Below are 15,063 nucleotides of genomic sequence, written 5' to 3'. Positions count from 1 at the left end.
TATGGTCGGGCCAAGGTCGCGCTGTCGTGTACCGTGGATCTGCCGCCGGAAGCTGCTCCAGGTCTCTGATTATTCTGCAATTTATTTCGTCGAGCCGGCATCCGCTTCGTCGGAGGATGCTTCAAGCCATGTTCCGACGAAGTGGATGCCGGTTCGACAATGGCCCGCGTCTGGAAAAATCATCCGTGTCGCCTTTAAGGAACGGGTAGGGGGTATGACGTAGGGATAGCTGACCTTGCTCTGGACGAAGCGAAGAAGGGGACGACCTTGACGGCCGGCTGTTCCGCAATGCCCGATGCGACCGGCCGCCTGGACTGGTTGCTGCGCTTCGATGCCCGCACCGAGGCGCAGTACGAGGCGGAGACCGGCCCGGAGCGCATCGTCACGCTCCGCCGGCTCACCCTGCTGGGCATGGTGTTCTACAACATCTACAACTTCACCAGCATTGTGCTGATGCCGGACATCTTCGAGTTGAGCGCCGCGGCGCGGCTGCTGGTCGTCACCCCGGTCTCGGTGATGCTGGCCTGGCTGTTCACCCATGTTCGGCCGGCGACCCGCGAGCTGCTCGCCCTGAACGGCCTCACCGGTGCCGTGGCGATGCCGATGCTGCTGTTCTGGCTGACCACGGCGCCGCTCGGCGTCTACACCTTCGGCGAATCGATCCTCATCGTCGTCTACGGCAACCTGCTGCTGGCCCTGCGCTTCCGGCACGCCCTCGTCTTCACCGCCGTCGTCTTCCTCGGTGCCGGCCTGGCCGTCGCCACCAAGCCGGGCCTCGACCCGCAGCTGTGCTCCGCCTTGATCGTCCAGTACGGCACGGGGTGCGCCTTCAGCCTCTACGCCAACTACCGGATGGAGCGGCAGCGCTGCCGCGAGTACCTGCGGGTGTCGGCCGCGCGCTCCGCTTCCGAGGCGGCCGAGGCGGCGCGCCGGCGCTATCAGGACCTGTCGGACACCGATGCCCTCACCGGCCTGCCGAACCGCCGTGTCCTCGACGAGACCGCCAGGGCCTGGTTCGCCGAGGCCCGCCCCGCCGCCCTGCTGATGATCGACGTCGATCACTTCAAGGCGTTCAACGACACGCTCGGGCATCCCGAGGGCGATGCCTGCCTGCGCCGGGTGGCGGCGCTGTTCACCACCTTCGTGCCGGAGCCCGGGACCATGCCCGCCATCCAGGCGGCCCGCTTCGGCGGTGAGGAATTCGCATTCGTCCTGCGCGATGCAGGGGCGCCGGAGGCGGTCCGGTTCGCCGCCGCCCTGGTGCGGGCGGTCGCGGCGCTCGGCATCGCCCATCCGGGCCGCCCGGACGGGCTCGGCGTCGTCACCGTCAGCATCGGCATCGCGCTGAAGGAGGCGGGGACCGTCGGCACCCGGGAGGCGCTGTTCGCGCAGGCCGACCGGGCCCTCTACCAGGCCAAGCGCCGGGGGCGGAACGGCTACGTCCTGGCGGAGGGCGACGGCGTCGTCGCGGCGATCCCGTCGGTTTCGGTCGTCGCGCGATCCGCCTGGGAGCCTGTTTGAGCCGTAGCTTCTTTCATGAAGCCGAAAACGTCAGGGCATATCCGACCTTCACCCTCAGGATGAGGCGGAAGGATAGGATATCCCTGGTCATCCAGATTTCATCGACGAAGAAATCGCCCAGGCAGTCTCTGAGACCAGGCAGGCTCTGAGACCGAGCAGGCTCTGAGGCCAAGCGAGGGGCCGCGTCGCCCCGTATCCGTCGGGCCGGTCAGCGCCCGGTGCAGCGCAGCGCCTCGCGCTGGCAGGCGAAGCCCGGGGTCGAGCAATGGACCCCGTCGCCGCCGCGGGTGCAGACGCGGCAGGCATCGGTCCATTCGCGGCAGCCCGGATCGTCGGCGGGCGACACGATCGCCGCCGGGGGAACCGCGTGGGGCACCGGCCCGCGGGCCGGTGCGAAATTGGCGACGAGGATGGTCGCCAGGGTGGCGGCGGCGGCGATCCACGCGAAGGCGGCGTCGCGGGAGCGGTCGGGTCGGAAGTCGGCCATGCCGGCGGTCGTCACCCGCCGCTCCCCGCCTGTCAATCCGTCGCCTGCACGCCGCCTACTCGGCCGCCCGGACCTCGGGACCGGCCAGGCCGGCCGCGGCGAGGCGCGGCGCCGCCGAGGCCTCGGCGACCGGCAGCGCGTCCTCCTCGGCCAGGACCACGAAGCGGCCGGCCTCGCCGTCATAGACCAGCAGGTGGCCGGTCTCGATCTCGAACAGCCACCCGTGCAGGGTCAGCTGGCCCGACGCGAGCGCGCTCGCCACCGCCGGATGGGTGCGCAGGTGGTTGAGCTGGGCCAGCACGTTCTCCATCGCCAGGGCGTGCAGGCGGCGCTTGTCGTCGATGTCGTCCGGGTAGGCGTCGCAGACGATCTTGCGGGCCGCCTCGCCGTGGCGCAGCCACGCCGCGACGCTCGGCATCGTCTCGGCGAGGCCCGGGGTCAGCAGGCCCTTCATCGCGCCGCAATCCGAGTGGCCGCAGACCACGATGTCGCGCACGCCGAGCGCCATCACGGCGTACTCGACCGCCGCGGTCACGCCGCCCATCATGGTGGCGAAGGGCGGCACGATGTTGCCGACGTTGCGGGTGACGAACAGCTCGCCGGGCCCCGCCTGGGTGATCAGCTCCGGCACGACCCGGGAATCGGCGCAGGAGATCACCAGCGCCTTCGGCTTCTGGCCGTCGTGGACGAGGCGCTGATAGACCGAGCGCTGGCTCGGGAACACCTGCTCGCGGAACTGGGTGAACCCCTGAACGATATTGTCCATCATCGGCAACCTCCTTTCGCTGGCCGCAACCGTGCGGGCCCGCAACGAGGGGCCGCGCCATGATCCGGAGAACGTGGCAGGCGCCGGCCGGTTGCCCCGGGTCGCGGCTCTGCCTGTGCGTCATCTGGCCCGGCGGCCGCCGGGGATGAGGAGCCCGGCCTCGACCGTGACCGTGCCGGAGAGCCTCGTGCGCGCTATGACGCGGCGGCGAATTCTGCGACGACGGGGCGAATCCTCCTTGCGATTCCCCCGCCCGAAGCCCGCCGGAGACCGCCCATGCAGCCGCACACCTTCCTCTGCGTCGACGCCCATACCTGCGGCAACCCGGTGCGGGTGGTCGCCGGCGGCGGTCCGCTCCTGCCGAACGTCAGCATGGGCGAGAAGCGGCAGATCTTCGTCGCCGAGCACGACTGGGTGCGCCGGGCCCTGATGTTCGAGCCGCGCGGCCACGACGCGATGTCGGGCTCGATCCTCTACCCCCCGTCGCGGGAGGATTGCGAGCTCGGGGTGCTGTTCATCGAGGTCTCGGGTTGCCTGCCGATGTGCGGCCACGGCACGATCGGCACCGTCACGGTGGCGCTGGAGCAGGGCTTCGTGGTGCCGCGGGTCGAGGGGCGCCTGTCCCTCGAGGTGCCGGCCGGCAAGGTCGAGGTCGAGTATCGCCGCAACGGCCGCTTCGTCGACGAGGTCCGGCTCTACAACATCCCGAGCTACCTGCACGCCGCCGACGTCCGGGTCGAGGTTCCGGGCCTCGGGCCGCTGACGGTCGACGTCTCCTACGGGGGCAACTTCTACGCCATCGTCGAGCCGCAGGCAGGCTGGGCCGGCCTCGACGGCATGACCTCCGCCGACATCCTGACCCTGAGCCCCCGGGTGCGCGAGGCGGTGCAGCGGGCGGTGGCCCCGGTCCACCCGGAGGATCCGCGCATCCAGGGCCTGAGCCACGTGATGTGGGCCGACCGGGCGAAGCACCCGCAGGCGCACGCCCGCAACGCGGTGTTCTACGGCGCTAAGGGCATCGACCGCTCGCCCTGCGGCACCGGCACCTCGGCCCGGATGGCGCAGCGGGTCGCGAAGGGCCTGCTCGAGGTCGGCGACGACTTCGTGCACGAGAGCATCATCGGCACGCTGTTCCACGGCCGGGTCGAGAGCGCCGCCGAGGTGGGCGGGCGCGCCGCCATCCGCCCGAGCATCGGCGGCTGGGCCCGGGTGATCGGGCACAACACCATCCTGGTCGACGAGCGCGATCCCCTCGCCTTCGGCTTCCAGCTGGCGTGAGGGCCGGCGGGGCGTCCCGCCGCGACGCCCCGCTCGTGCGTTCCCGCTACTGCGACGCCTCCTGCCCGAGCACCGTGAACCCTTGCGCCTCGAAGAAGCGGCGGGCGGCCCGGCTCCTGAGGTAGGCGAGGAAGCGCTGGCCGCCCTCGCCCTTCGCCTCCGCGGTGACCGCGAAGGGATAGACCACCGGCGGGTGGCTGCCGTCCGGGAACACCCCGACCACCTTCACGCCCGGATCCGACTTCGCGTCGCTCTCGTAGACGACGCCGAGCGGCGCCTCGCCGCGCGAGACCAGCGCCAGGGCCGCCCGCACGTTGTCGGCCTGGGCCAGCCGCGGCTGCACCTGCGCCCACAGACCCAGCGTCTCGAACGCCGCCTTGGCGTACTTGCCGATCGGCACCGAGCTGACCTCGCCGGTGGCGAGCCGCCCGTCGGGGCCGAGCGCCCGGGCGAACCACTCCGGCGTGAATGCCGCCTCTGTCACCGCGGCGTCCTTCGGCGCCACCACGACGAGGCGGTTGGCGAGCAGGTTCACCCGGGTCCCGGGCCGGATCAGCTGGCGGGCGGCGAGGTAGTCCATCCATTCGAGGTCGGCCGAGGCGAACAGGTCGGCGGGCGCGCCCTGCTCGATCTGGCGCGCGAGGGCCGAGGAGGCGGCGTAGCTCGCCCGCACCGGGAGGCCGCCCTCGGCCGTGAAGGCCTTGCCGGCCTCGTCGAGGGCGTTCTTCAGGCTCGCCGCCGCGAAGACCGTGGTCGGCTCCGCCGCGGCGGCGTCCGTCGCGGTGTGCCCGGCGGCGAGCAGGGCGCCCGCGAGGAGGAGGCAGGCGGCCCGGAGGGCGCGAGTGGGTCGCATGAGGTTTCGTCCTTGCGCTCGTGGCGACCGGCCGGTGGCGACCGGAGAGATCGACCGTCGCGTTATATGCGGCGGATCATAGCGCCGGCCAGCCCCGATCCCCCGTCACCAACCATCGTCGGGTTCACGCGACGCGCCGCCGCGTGCAACACTCCCCCCAAACGAACAAGGCGGCGTCCGGGGGGAACCATCGCCATGCTGCTCTACGAGCATCCGCTCTCGTCCTATGCCCAGAAGGTCAAGATCGCCCTGCGCGAGAAGGGCGTGGCGTTCACGACCGAGCTGCCCGAGACCTTCGGCACCGGCCGGAGCGACGGCGCGTTCGCGCAGGCCAATCCCCGCACCGAGGTGCCGGTGCTGATCGACGGCGACGCCCGCATCTTCGATTCGACCATCATCCTCGAATACGTCGAGGAACGCTGGCCCGCGCCGCCGCTGCTGCCGCGCGATCCCGCCGCCCGGGCCTTCGCCCGCATGACCGAGGACGTCTGCGACACCCAGTACGAGGCGGTGAACTGGGGCTTCGGCGAGATCCTGTGGTTTCGCCGCGCCACGGGGGCGCTGGCCGACCACCTGCGCGAGGAGGCCGCGGCGCAGACGCGCATCCTGCAGGACTGGCTCGCCGGCCGCCTCGGCGCGGCCGAGTGGTTCGGCGGCGAGCGCTTCGGCTGGGCCGACGCCGCGGCGGCCCCGATGGTCAACCGCTCGGTCCATTACGGGCTGGGGCCCGCGGAGGGCAGCCCCCTCGCCCGCTGGCACGCGCGGCTGCGCGAGCGCCCCTCGGTGGCGCAGACCTTCCGGGAATTCGACGCCGCGGCGGCCCGGATGGCGGAGGCCGCCGACCTCTACACCACCGGCGGGCGCCGGCGCGAATACCGCGACCATCGCCTCGAATGGATGGTGAAGTCGGGCGGCGTCGAGGTGGTGCTGGCGGGCCTGCGCGACCGCACCATCCGCTTTCCCTGGCCCGACGGCGCTCGTCGGCCCGAGGCCCCTGCCGACTGACGCCCGCCCGAGACACCCCCGCCCTTTCCGGGAGACCCCATGCACCCCCTGCGCATCCTCGACCGCCTCGAGGAGATCCTGATCGCGAGCCTGATGGCCGGCGCGACGCTGCTGATCTTCGTCGCCGTGGTCCACCGCTATGCGTCGGGCATCGACGCGCTCTACCCGATCACCGCTGCCATCCACCTCTCCTGGGCCCAGGAGCTGTGCATCTACATGTTCGTCTGGATGGCGAAGTTCGGCGCGGCTTATGGCGTGCGCACCGGCATCCATGTCGGCGTCGATGTGGCGGTGAACCAGCTGCCGCCGGCCTGGCGCAACCGGGTCGTGCTGTTCGGGCTCCTCTGCGGCGCCCTGTTCACCGCCATCGTCGGCACGATGGGCGCGCGCTTCGTCTACGGCCTCGTCGACACCGACCAGACCACGCCCGACCTCGAGATCCCGAGCTGGGTCGTCTACCTGGCGATCCCGCTCGGCTCCTACCTGATGTGCTTCCGCTTCCTCCAGGTCGCCTGGAGCTTCTGGCGCACCGGGGAGCTGCCCCACCACGATCCGGGCCACGTCGAGGGCGTGGTCGAGAGCCCGCACGCCGCACAGGACCTCGCCGCCGAGGAAGCCCGCACCGGAGGCACCGCCCGATGAACGCCGCCATCATCTTCGGGCTGCTCATCGCCCTGATGCTCACCGGCATGCCGATCTCGATCGCGCTCGGCCTGTCGGTCCTCACCTTCCTGTTCACCATGACCACCGTGCCGATCGAGGCGGTGGCGCTCAAGCTGTTCACGGGAATCGAGAACTTCGAGATCATGGCGATCCCGTTCTTCATCCTGTCGGGCAACTTCCTGACCCATGGCGGCGTCGCCCGCCGGATGATCAACTTCGCCACCTCGATGATCGGCCACTGGCACGGGGGCCTCGGGCTCGCCGGCGTGATGGCCTGCGCGCTGTTCGCCGCGATCTCGGGCTCGAGCCCGGCCACCGTGGTGGCGATCGGCTCGATCATCCTGCCGGCCATGGTGGCCCAGGGGTTCCCGAAGCGCTTCGGCGCCGGCGTCATCACCACCTCGGGGGCGCTCGGCATCCTGATCCCGCCCTCGATCGTCATGGTGATGTACTCGGTGGCGACGAGTGGCGCGGTGGTGACCGGGCCCGACGGCCAGCGCGTCTCCTCGGCCTCGATCTCGACGCTGTTCGTCGCCGGCGTGATCCCGGGCCTGATGCTGGCGGCTTTGCTCGGCCTCACCACCTGGTACCGGGCGCGCAAGTTCGGCTATCCGCGGATGCCGAAGGCCAGCTGGCGCGAGCGCTGGGTCGCGTTCCGCAAGTCGGTCTGGGGCCTGTCGCTGATCGTGCTGGTGCTGGGCGGCATCTATACCGGCGCCTTCACCCCGACCGAGGCGGCGGCGGTCAGCGCCGTCTACGCCTTCGTGATCGCGCTGTTCGTCTACCGGGACCTCACCTGGAAAGACGTGCCGCGGGTGCTGCTCGATTCCGCCAACATGAGCGCGATGCTGCTCTACATCATCACCAACGCGGTGCTGTTCTCGTTCCTGATGACGAGCGAGCAGATCCCGCAGGCGATGGCGAGCTGGATCACCGGGGCCGGCCTCAACTGGGTGGTGTTCCTGCTGATCGTCAACCTGCTGCTGCTCTTGGCCGGCAACGTGATGGAGCCCTCCTCCATCGTACTGATCATGGCGCCGATCCTGTTCCCGATCGCCGCCAAGCTCGGCATCGACCCGGTGCATTTCGGCATCCTGATCGTGGTCAACATGGAGGTGGGGATGTGCCACCCGCCGGTCGGCCTCAACCTCTACGTCGCGTCGGGCATCACCCGGATGGGCATCACGGAACTGACCATCGCGGTCTGGCCGTGGCTGCTCACCATGCTGATCTTCCTGGTGATCGTGACCTACGTCCCGGCGATCTCGTTGTGGCTGCCGCGGATGCTCGGGATGATGTGAGGTGATGTTAGACTCCGGGAAGAATCTTCGCTTCCCGGAGTCCCGCCATGTCGCTCGTGTTCCCGGTCATCCTCGGTTCGGTGCGCCAGGGGCGCAACGGGCTCCGCGCCGCCCGCTACCTGGTCCAGGCCCTCGAATCCCGCGGCCACGAGGCGCCGCTGGTCGATCCGGCCGAACTCGCCCTGCCGCTGCTGGAGCGGATGTACAAGGAATACCCGAAGGGCGAGGCGCCCGAGCCGCTGGAGCGGCTCGCCGCCCTCTACCGCCGGGCGGACGGCTTCGTGGTGGTCTCGGCGGAGTACAATCACAGCATCCCGCCGGCCCTGTCGAACACCCTCGACCACTTCCTGGAGGAGTATTTCTGGCGGCCCTCGGCGATCGTCTGCTACTCGGCCGGCCGCTACGGCGGCGTGCGGGCGGCGATGCAGCTGCGCGCGATGCTGGGCGAACTCGGCACCCCGAGCATCCCCTCCCTGCTGCCGATTCCCGAGGTGCACAAGGCGCTCGACGAGGACGGGCGTCCGCTCCAGCCGTGGCTGGAGCGCCCGACGGGGCGGTTCCTCGACGAAATGACGTGGTACGCCGAGGCGCTGCGGGAGAAGCGGCGGGGTGGGGTGCCGTACTGAACGGTTCGGCCGGCACCGAAGCATGCGCGGGGGGCGCGGAGCTAACGTCCGGCACCGGCCACCGATCGCGCCGGCGAGGATCGACCATGAGCCTGGACGCTGCCATCCGCCACATCCACGCGCAGTGGCACGACACCGTCGTGCGTCGCGACATCGAAGGATTGATGACGCTCTACGCCGACGATGCCGTTTTCGAGAGCCCGCTGGTCTGGGCGGCCCTGCCCGAGGGCGGTACCGGGGTGCTGATGGGCAAGCCCGCGATCAGGGATTTCTTCGAGACCGGATTCCGCTCGCCGCAGAACGGCCTGGGCCGCTGGTACCGCACGAGCGTCTTCTTCTCCAACGGGCAGCAACTGGCGTGGGAATACCCGCGCCAGACGCCCGAGGGCGACCAGATCGACCTCATGGAGATGATCGACGTGTCCGATGGGCTCATCGCCCATCACCGGGTCTATTGGGGCTGGGTGGGAATCAGGACGCTGTCGCGGTTGCCGCCGTGATAACTGGAGCGTCCCCTCGACGAAGCGGATGCCGGTTCGTCGAGAGGATGGCGGCAAAGCCAAAGATCGAAAACAGTATCCGATCGCGACACGATACAGTCTACGACAGTCGCGTCTCCGCCTCTCCTCCTTTCCCGGACGACTGCAGCGTCAGCGGAAGGAGATCCGGGATCCAGCACAAGAAGCGCCGCGAAGCGGCTCTGAATGTTGTACCGTTGCAAACAAACAGACGCTTCGCGACTTTTTGCGCTGGATCCCGGATCTCCTTCCACTTCGTTCCAGTCGTCCGGGAAAGGGGGGAGAAGCGGAAGCGGGTTGGGCCGAGCGAGGAATCTTGGCTGCGCCGAACTTTCGCTGCATGCCAGTGTCGTGTGCTGTGCCGCGTCGCCATCGGACGCTGTTTAACCCCGCCGTCAGACCACCCCCGCCCGAAGAATGTCGTGGATGTGCAGGATGCCGACCGGGCGCCCGCGCTCCACCGCGAACAGGGCGGTGATCCGGCTGCGGTTCATCAGCTCCAGGGCGGCGCTGGCGAAGGTGCCGGGGGTGGTGGTGATCGGGGTCGGCGTCATCACCTCCTCGACCCGGCGGGCGAGGAGGTCGCTGTGGCCGGCGCCCGCGCTCATGTGGCGGCGCACGTCGCCGTCGGTGATCATGCCGACGAGCTGGCCGTGATCGTCGACGATGCCGGCGCAGCCGAAGCGCTTGCCCATCACGGCGATCAGCGCCTCCGAGACCCGCAGGCCCCGGGGCACCAGCGGCATCTCCTCGCCGGCGTGCATCAGCTGCGCCACGGTCTTGAGCCGCGCCGCGAGCTTGCCGCCGGGATGGAAGACCTTGAAGTCGCTGGCCGAGAAGCCGCGGCGCTCCAGGAGCGCCACCGCCAGCGCGTCGCCGAGCGCGAGCTGGATCACGCTCGACGAGGTCGGCGCGAGGTTGTGCGGGCAGGCCTCCTTCACCAGCGGCAGCGGCAGCAGGATGTCGGCGGCCTGGCCGAGCGTGCTGGCCGGGTTCGAGGTCATGCCGATCAGCCGCACGGCGAAGCGCTTCGCGAAGCTGATCAGGTCGCCGAGCTCGGTCGTCTCGCCCGACCAGGACAAGGCGATGACGATGTCCTGCTGGGTGATCATCCCGAGGTCGCCGTGGCTGGCCTCGCTCGGGTGGATGAACGAGGCCGGCGTGCCGGTGGAGGCCAGCGTCGAGGCGATCTTGCGGCCGATATGGCCGCTCTTGCCGATGCCCGACACGATCACCCGGCCGGGGATCTCGTGGATCGCCGCGACGGCGGCGCCGAACCCGGCCTTCAGCTCGTGGTCGAGGGCGCGGGCGAGGGTCATGAGCGCCTCGGCCTCGGTGCGGACGCTGCGGATGGCGGAGAAATGCGCCGCCTCGACCACCTGCCCGCCCGCCTCGGCCTCCGCCGCGTAGCTCCCGGCCCGGTTCGAACTCTCCATCGTGCTCCTCGACGCCGCCATCATCCGTTGCCGGAGCCTGCCGACTCATTTGCGGCCAGAATACGTGCGGCGTTCCGGCCGCGGGCGATTTTCGTCGCCGGAGGCCCGGCCGTGGCGCGGGAGCCTCAGGCCCCGCGCCGCGCCCCGCCCCCGAGATAGCCCTCGACGAGGCCGGTCAGCTCGGCGGCGGTCTCGGCGACGGTGTGGTCGGCGGTGTCGATCACCGCGCGGGCGCGGGCGTAGAGAGGCTCGCGGCTGACCAGGATGCCGCGGATCTCCCGCAGGGCGTTGTCGCTGTCGGGGATCCGCGTCGGGGCGATGCCCTTCGCCGCCTGCTCGCGGACGCGGTGGATGTGCTCCTCCGGCCGCGCCTTGAGCCAGACGGTGAAGAAGGCCGAGAGCAGCAGGTCGAAGGTGACCGGCTCGGCGACGATGCCGCCGCCGGTCGCCAGCACCATCGGGCCCGGCCGCTCGGCGAGGCGGCGCAACGCCCCCTGCTCCAGGCGGCGATAGGTCTCCTGGCCGTAGATCGCGAAGATCTCCGCCACCGACAGGCCGTTCTCGCGCTCGATCTCGCGGTTGAGCTCGACGAAGGTCCAGCCCATCCGCTCGGCGAGGATCCGCCCGAGGGTCGACTTGCCGGCGCCGCGCAGGCCGATCAGCGCCACGCGCTGCATCGGCGCGTCGCCGGGCGCGGCCGAGCCCGAGAGGACGCGCTTGGCCTCGGCGATCTGGTCGGCGCCCGCCTTCTGCAGCAGGTCGCGCACCACCGGCCAGTCCGGCGGGCTCTCGACCGCGGCGATCAGGTCCTCGAGCCGCACCCCCATGGCCAGCGCCACCCGGCGCAGCAGGATGATCGAGACGTTGCCCTGCCCGCCCTCGAGCTGGGCGATGTAGCGCTCCGACAGGCCGGAGGTCTGCGACAGCATCTTGCGCGACATCGCCCGCACCGCCCGCATGGTGCGGACGCGCTGGCCGAGCACGGTCAGGAACTCCGATTCCGCGTCGCCGGCGGCGTTGTCCTCGGCCTCGGCGGCGCTCGCGGGCTCGTCCGCGCCGGGGCGCGATCCGGTTCTGCTGGGCATGGCGGGCCTCACCGCGACGGACGGGCGGAGCGGCGTCGCTTGCGCCGCGGGAGGACGGGGGAAGGGCTGTGACGGTTCATGGGATCGCTTGCGCCGCGGGCTCGGATCCCGCGGGGCGGGAGCGTCGTCCGGGCGGTTCCGGGGAAGGGCGAGACCGTGTCATACTTAGCCCATGCCGCCCCGCCCCGCCATGGTGCAGTGCGGGACGGCGGGGCGGGGCGCCGGAAGACCGCATCCGCCCCGGCCGCGCCCGCGGCGGAAGGCGGGCGAGCCGCCGCGCTCCGCCGTGGACGTCCGGTCAGCCGACGCGCTCGACCGCGAGCGCGACGCCCTGGCCGACGCCGACGCACATCGTCGCGAGACCCAAGCGACCGCCGGTCCGGGCGAGCTGGAGCGCGACGCTGCCGGCGATGCGCGCGCCCGACATGCCGAGCGGGTGACCGAGCGCGATGGCGCCGCCGTTCGGGTTCACGTGGTCGGCATCGTCGGCCAGGCCGAGGCCGCGCAGGCAGGCGAGCGCCTGCGAGGCGAAGGCCTCGTTGAGCTCGACCGCGTCGAAGTCGGACGGCTTGAGGCCGAGCCGGGCGCACAGCTTCTCCACGGCGGGAACCGGTCCGATGCCCATGACGCGGGCAGGGACGCCCGCCGAAGCGAGGCCGAGCACCCGGGCGATGGGAGTGAGGCCGTGGCGCTCGGCCGCCTCCCGGGTCGCCAGCACCAGGGCGGCGGCGCCGTCGTTGACGCCCGACGCATTGCCGGCGGTCACCGTGCCGTCCTTCTTCACGAACGGCTTGAGCTTGGCGAGCCCCTCGGCGGTCGTGTCGGCCCGGGGATGCTCGTCGCGCTCGACCTTGACGTGGCCGCCCTTGCGGTCGGGGATCTCGACCGCGACGATCTCGCGGGCGAAGGTGCCGTCTCCTTGCGCCCGGGTCGCGCGCTGCTGCGAGCGCAGCGCGAAGGCGTCCTGGTCGGCGCGGCCGACCTGGTAGTCCTCGGCGACGTTCTCGGCGGTCTCCGGCATCGAATCGACGCCGTACTGAGCTTTGAGCACCGGATTGATGAAGCGCCAGCCGATCGTGGTGTCGTGGATCTCGGCCTGGCGCTGGAACGCGCCCTCGCTCTTGCCCATCACGAACGGCGCCCGGGTCATCGACTCGACGCCGCCGGCCACCGCGAGGTCGATGTCGCCGGCCCGGATCGCCCGCGCCGCCGCCCCGACCGCGTCGAGGCCGGAGGCGCAGAGCCGGTTCAGGGTCAGGCCCGGCACCCGCTCGGGGTAGTCGGCGAGCAGGAGCGCCATGCGGGCGACGTTGCGGTTGTCCTCGCCGGCCTGGTTGGCGCAGCCGAGAAACACCTCCTCGACCGCCTCCTTCAGGGCCGGGTTGCGCCGGGCCAGTTCCGCCAGCGGCACGGCCGCGAGGTCGTCCGCCCGCACACGGGCCAGCGCACCGCCGTAGCGGCCGATCGGCGTGCGCACGTAATCGCAGATGTAGACGTCCCGCGCCGCGCTCATGGGCTCCTCCCGTGCTTCGTTTCGAAAAATCGGTACGGCGGAGCGGGGCTCCGATCAAGCCCCCGGAGGCCGCCGCGACGGCCCCTCGGCCGGGCTGACAGAATGTCGCGGCTCCTTGTGCGGTGCGGTCGGAACCCCCACTGTCCCGCTCCGTGACCGGTCGTCTCTGGACATCTCTCGCGCGTTTCTGCGCGACCGCCCTTCTCGGCCTCGGCCTCGCCTTCCTGGCGGTGTCGGCGGCGGATGCCGCGGTCGGCCGCACCGAGCCCGTGCTGCGCGCCGCGCACGGCGCCTCGCCGATGGCGAGCCTGCACGCCCACTGGGTCAAGGCCCCGACCTGCACCCTCACCGCCGGCGGCGTCGACAACCCGCGGCCCGACGACGGCGGGGCCGCCAGCCTGGCCCAGGCCTGCGCCGGCGACGGCCCGGCCGCGAGCGCCGCGACGCTGCTGCCGCCCCGCCGCCTCGGCGCCCTGGCACGCGAGGGCGCCGCCTTGCCCGAGCGCCCGCCGAAGCGCGGCGCCTGACGGCCCGCCGCCGGACGCGGACCTGCCGTCACATCTCCGCCTCGGAACCCTGCGAGCCTCCCGGCCGACCGGTGAGCCGTGCCGACACGGCGCGCGCCGGCAGCGGAACCGATGCGTGATCCCGCAGGACGGCCCGGTTCGCGGCGCGCCCCGCCCGTGAACCGTCGAGGCTCGACGGCCGGTCCTCTTCGGACCGACGTCTCACCGGACCCATTGCCGGATGCCCGGCGGCGCGACGCGCCGCGGCGGCGTCCCCTCCCCGCGCAGGAAAGACCGACCCGTGACCCAACGCCGCCGCCTCCTCCTCGGAGCGACCGCCCTCTTCCTCGGGCTCGCCGCCTGCAAGCCGGCCGAGCAGGCCGCCGCGCCCGCGGCTCCGGCCGCCCCGCCGGAGGTCTCGATCGTGACGGTGAAGCACCAGCCGATCCCCTACGAGCGCGACCTGCCCGGACGCGCCGCGCCGACCCGCATCGCCGAGGTGCGGGCGCGCGTCGCCGGCCTCGTGATCAAGCGCACCTTCGAGCAGGGCAGCCAGGTCAAGGAGGGCGACGTCCTCTACAAGATCGACCCGATGCCGTTCCGCGCCGACCTCGCCAGCGCCGAGGCGACGCTCGCCAAGGCCGAGGCCGCCCTGGTGCTGACCCGCCAGCAGGCCGAGCGCCTGGAGACCCTGCTCTCGCGCCAGACCGCCAGCCAGGCGCAGTACGACGCCGCCTTCGCGGCCCAGAAGCAGGCCGAGGCCGAGGTCGCCGGCGCCAAGGCCGCCCGCGACCGGGCCCAGCTCAACCTCGGCTACACCGACGTGCGGGCGCCGATCTCGGGCCGCATCGGCCGGGCGCTGGTGACCGAAGGCGCCCTCGTCGAGCAGGGAGGCGCCAGCAACCTGGCGACGGTCCAGCAGCTCGATCCGATCTACGTCGACATCACCCAGTCGGTCGGCGAGCTGAACAAGCTGCGCCGGGATCTCGCCAGCGGCGAGCTCGACCGCCTCGCCCCCGACGTGGCGAGCGTGCGCGTCATCATGGACGACGGCTCGCTCTATCCCGAGCCGGGCCGGCTGCTGTTCTCCGACGTGACCGCCGATCCGAGCACCGGCCAGGTGACGCTTCGCGCCGTGGTACCGAACCCGCACGGCGAGCTCTTCCCCGGCATGTATGTCCGCGCCCGGATCAAGCAGGGCATCGATTCCGACGCCATCGCGGTGCCGCAGCAGGCGGTGCACCGCTCCAACGACGGCCGTGCCCAGGTCTGGCTCGTCGGGGAGGGCGACAAGGTGGTGCTGCAGCCGGTCGAGGTCGGCCCGGTGGTCGAGGGCCAGTGGGTGATCCGCGACGGGCTCAAGGAGGGCGACCGGGTCGTCGCCGAGGGCTTCCAGAAGATCGTCGCCGGCACCAAGGTCGCGGCGGTGCCGTTCGAGACCACCACGATGGCGGCGGCCACGACGGGATCCCATCCCGCCCCCGCCTCCACCGAGCAGCGCTGAG

The 15,063-nt window shown here is 71.6% G+C and carries 15 protein-coding genes; 9 read left to right on the top strand and 6 right to left on the bottom strand.

What is annotated here, in order from left to right; all coding sequences use genetic code 11:
* The first annotated feature begins 288 nt into the window (after positions 1–288).
* Positions 289–1,521: a GGDEF domain-containing protein gene (locus tag A5481_RS05980; RefSeq protein ID WP_053082388.1), complete on the top strand. Its 1,233-nt coding sequence runs from the start codon at positions 289–291 to the stop codon at positions 1,519–1,521.
* A gap of 208 nt (positions 1,522–1,729) precedes the next feature.
* Here the strand turns inward: A5481_RS05980 and A5481_RS05975 are convergent, their stop codons facing one another.
* Together A5481_RS05975 and A5481_RS05970 are read right to left on the bottom strand one after the other, a co-directional pair.
* Positions 1,730–2,008, bottom strand: a complete 279-nt coding sequence (locus A5481_RS05975) for a hypothetical protein (RefSeq protein WP_048434392.1) — start codon at positions 2,006–2,008, stop codon at positions 1,730–1,732.
* A 55-nt stretch (positions 2,009–2,063) separates the two neighbouring features.
* A complete protein-coding gene (locus tag A5481_RS05970; protein ID WP_048434393.1) occupies positions 2,064–2,774 on the bottom strand; it encodes a carbonic anhydrase in 711 nt (236 codons plus the stop codon).
* A gap of 276 nt (positions 2,775–3,050) precedes the next feature.
* Between A5481_RS05970 and A5481_RS05965 the strand changes: the two genes are divergently transcribed.
* Positions 3,051–4,052: a 4-hydroxyproline epimerase gene (locus A5481_RS05965; RefSeq protein ID WP_048434375.1), complete on the top strand. Its 1,002-nt coding sequence runs from the start codon at positions 3,051–3,053 to the stop codon at positions 4,050–4,052.
* Between the two features lie 46 nt (positions 4,053–4,098).
* Here the strand turns inward: A5481_RS05965 and modA are convergent, their stop codons facing one another.
* The gene (modA, locus tag A5481_RS05960; protein WP_048434376.1) at positions 4,099–4,905 is read right to left on the bottom strand and encodes a molybdate ABC transporter substrate-binding protein; all 807 of its coding nucleotides are present in this window, start codon (positions 4,903–4,905) and stop codon (positions 4,099–4,101) included.
* Between the two features lie 195 nt (positions 4,906–5,100).
* Here modA and A5481_RS05955 point away from each other — a divergent pair, with 195 nt between their 5' ends.
* From A5481_RS05955 to A5481_RS05935, 5 genes are all read left to right on the top strand, one after another.
* Positions 5,101–5,910 carry a glutathione S-transferase family protein gene (locus tag A5481_RS05955; protein WP_048434377.1) on the top strand — a complete coding sequence of 270 codons (810 nt, stop codon included), beginning with the start codon at positions 5,101–5,103 and terminating at the stop codon, positions 5,908–5,910.
* Positions 5,911–5,949: 39 nt separating this feature from the next.
* The gene (locus tag A5481_RS05950; RefSeq protein WP_048434378.1) at positions 5,950–6,552 is read left to right on the top strand and encodes a TRAP transporter small permease; all 603 of its coding nucleotides are present in this window, start codon (positions 5,950–5,952) and stop codon (positions 6,550–6,552) included.
* Positions 6,549–7,874 carry a TRAP transporter large permease gene (locus A5481_RS05945; protein WP_048434379.1) on the top strand — a complete coding sequence of 442 codons (1,326 nt, stop codon included), beginning with the start codon at positions 6,549–6,551 and terminating at the stop codon, positions 7,872–7,874. The genes A5481_RS05950 and A5481_RS05945 overlap by 4 nt, the downstream gene beginning before the upstream one ends.
* 47 nt (positions 7,875–7,921) lie before the next feature.
* The gene (locus tag A5481_RS05940) at positions 7,922–8,500 is read left to right on the top strand and encodes an NADPH-dependent FMN reductase (protein WP_048434380.1); all 579 of its coding nucleotides are present in this window, start codon (positions 7,922–7,924) and stop codon (positions 8,498–8,500) included.
* An 86-nt stretch (positions 8,501–8,586) separates the two neighbouring features.
* Complete coding sequence (locus A5481_RS05935) at positions 8,587–9,000, top strand: nuclear transport factor 2 family protein (RefSeq protein ID WP_048434381.1); 414 nt, start codon at positions 8,587–8,589, stop codon at positions 8,998–9,000.
* 413 nt (positions 9,001–9,413) lie between these two features.
* Here A5481_RS05935 and A5481_RS05930 read toward each other — a convergent pair whose 3' ends face one another.
* The 3 genes from A5481_RS05930 to pcaF form a co-directional block, all read right to left on the bottom strand.
* Positions 9,414–10,454, bottom strand: a complete 1,041-nt coding sequence (locus tag A5481_RS05930; RefSeq protein ID WP_048434382.1) for a KpsF/GutQ family sugar-phosphate isomerase — start codon at positions 10,452–10,454, stop codon at positions 9,414–9,416.
* Positions 10,455–10,579: 125 nt separating this feature from the next.
* Positions 10,580–11,539: a helix-turn-helix transcriptional regulator gene (locus tag A5481_RS05925; RefSeq protein ID WP_082173156.1), complete on the bottom strand. Its 960-nt coding sequence runs from the start codon at positions 11,537–11,539 to the stop codon at positions 10,580–10,582.
* Positions 11,540–11,837: 298 nt separating this feature from the next.
* Positions 11,838–13,052, bottom strand: a complete 1,215-nt coding sequence (gene pcaF, locus A5481_RS05920) for a 3-oxoadipyl-CoA thiolase (protein ID WP_048434383.1) — start codon at positions 13,050–13,052, stop codon at positions 11,838–11,840.
* A gap of 152 nt (positions 13,053–13,204) precedes the next feature.
* On the opposite strand from pcaF, the gene A5481_RS05915 reads away from it, so the two are divergent.
* Together A5481_RS05915 and A5481_RS05910 are read left to right on the top strand one after the other, a co-directional pair.
* Positions 13,205–13,579 carry a hypothetical protein gene (locus A5481_RS05915; protein ID WP_048434384.1) on the top strand — a complete coding sequence of 125 codons (375 nt, stop codon included), beginning with the start codon at positions 13,205–13,207 and terminating at the stop codon, positions 13,577–13,579.
* 280 nt (positions 13,580–13,859) lie between these two features.
* Positions 13,860–15,062: an efflux RND transporter periplasmic adaptor subunit gene (locus tag A5481_RS05910; RefSeq protein ID WP_048434385.1), complete on the top strand. Its 1,203-nt coding sequence runs from the start codon at positions 13,860–13,862 to the stop codon at positions 15,060–15,062.
* Position 15,063: the final 1 nt, after the last annotated feature.

The sequence above is a fragment of the Methylobacterium platani genome (assembly GCF_001653715.1).
Classification (GTDB): Bacteria; Pseudomonadota; Alphaproteobacteria; order Rhizobiales; family Beijerinckiaceae; genus Methylobacterium; species Methylobacterium platani.
This window is presented reverse-complemented; position numbering and strand designations above follow the sequence as displayed.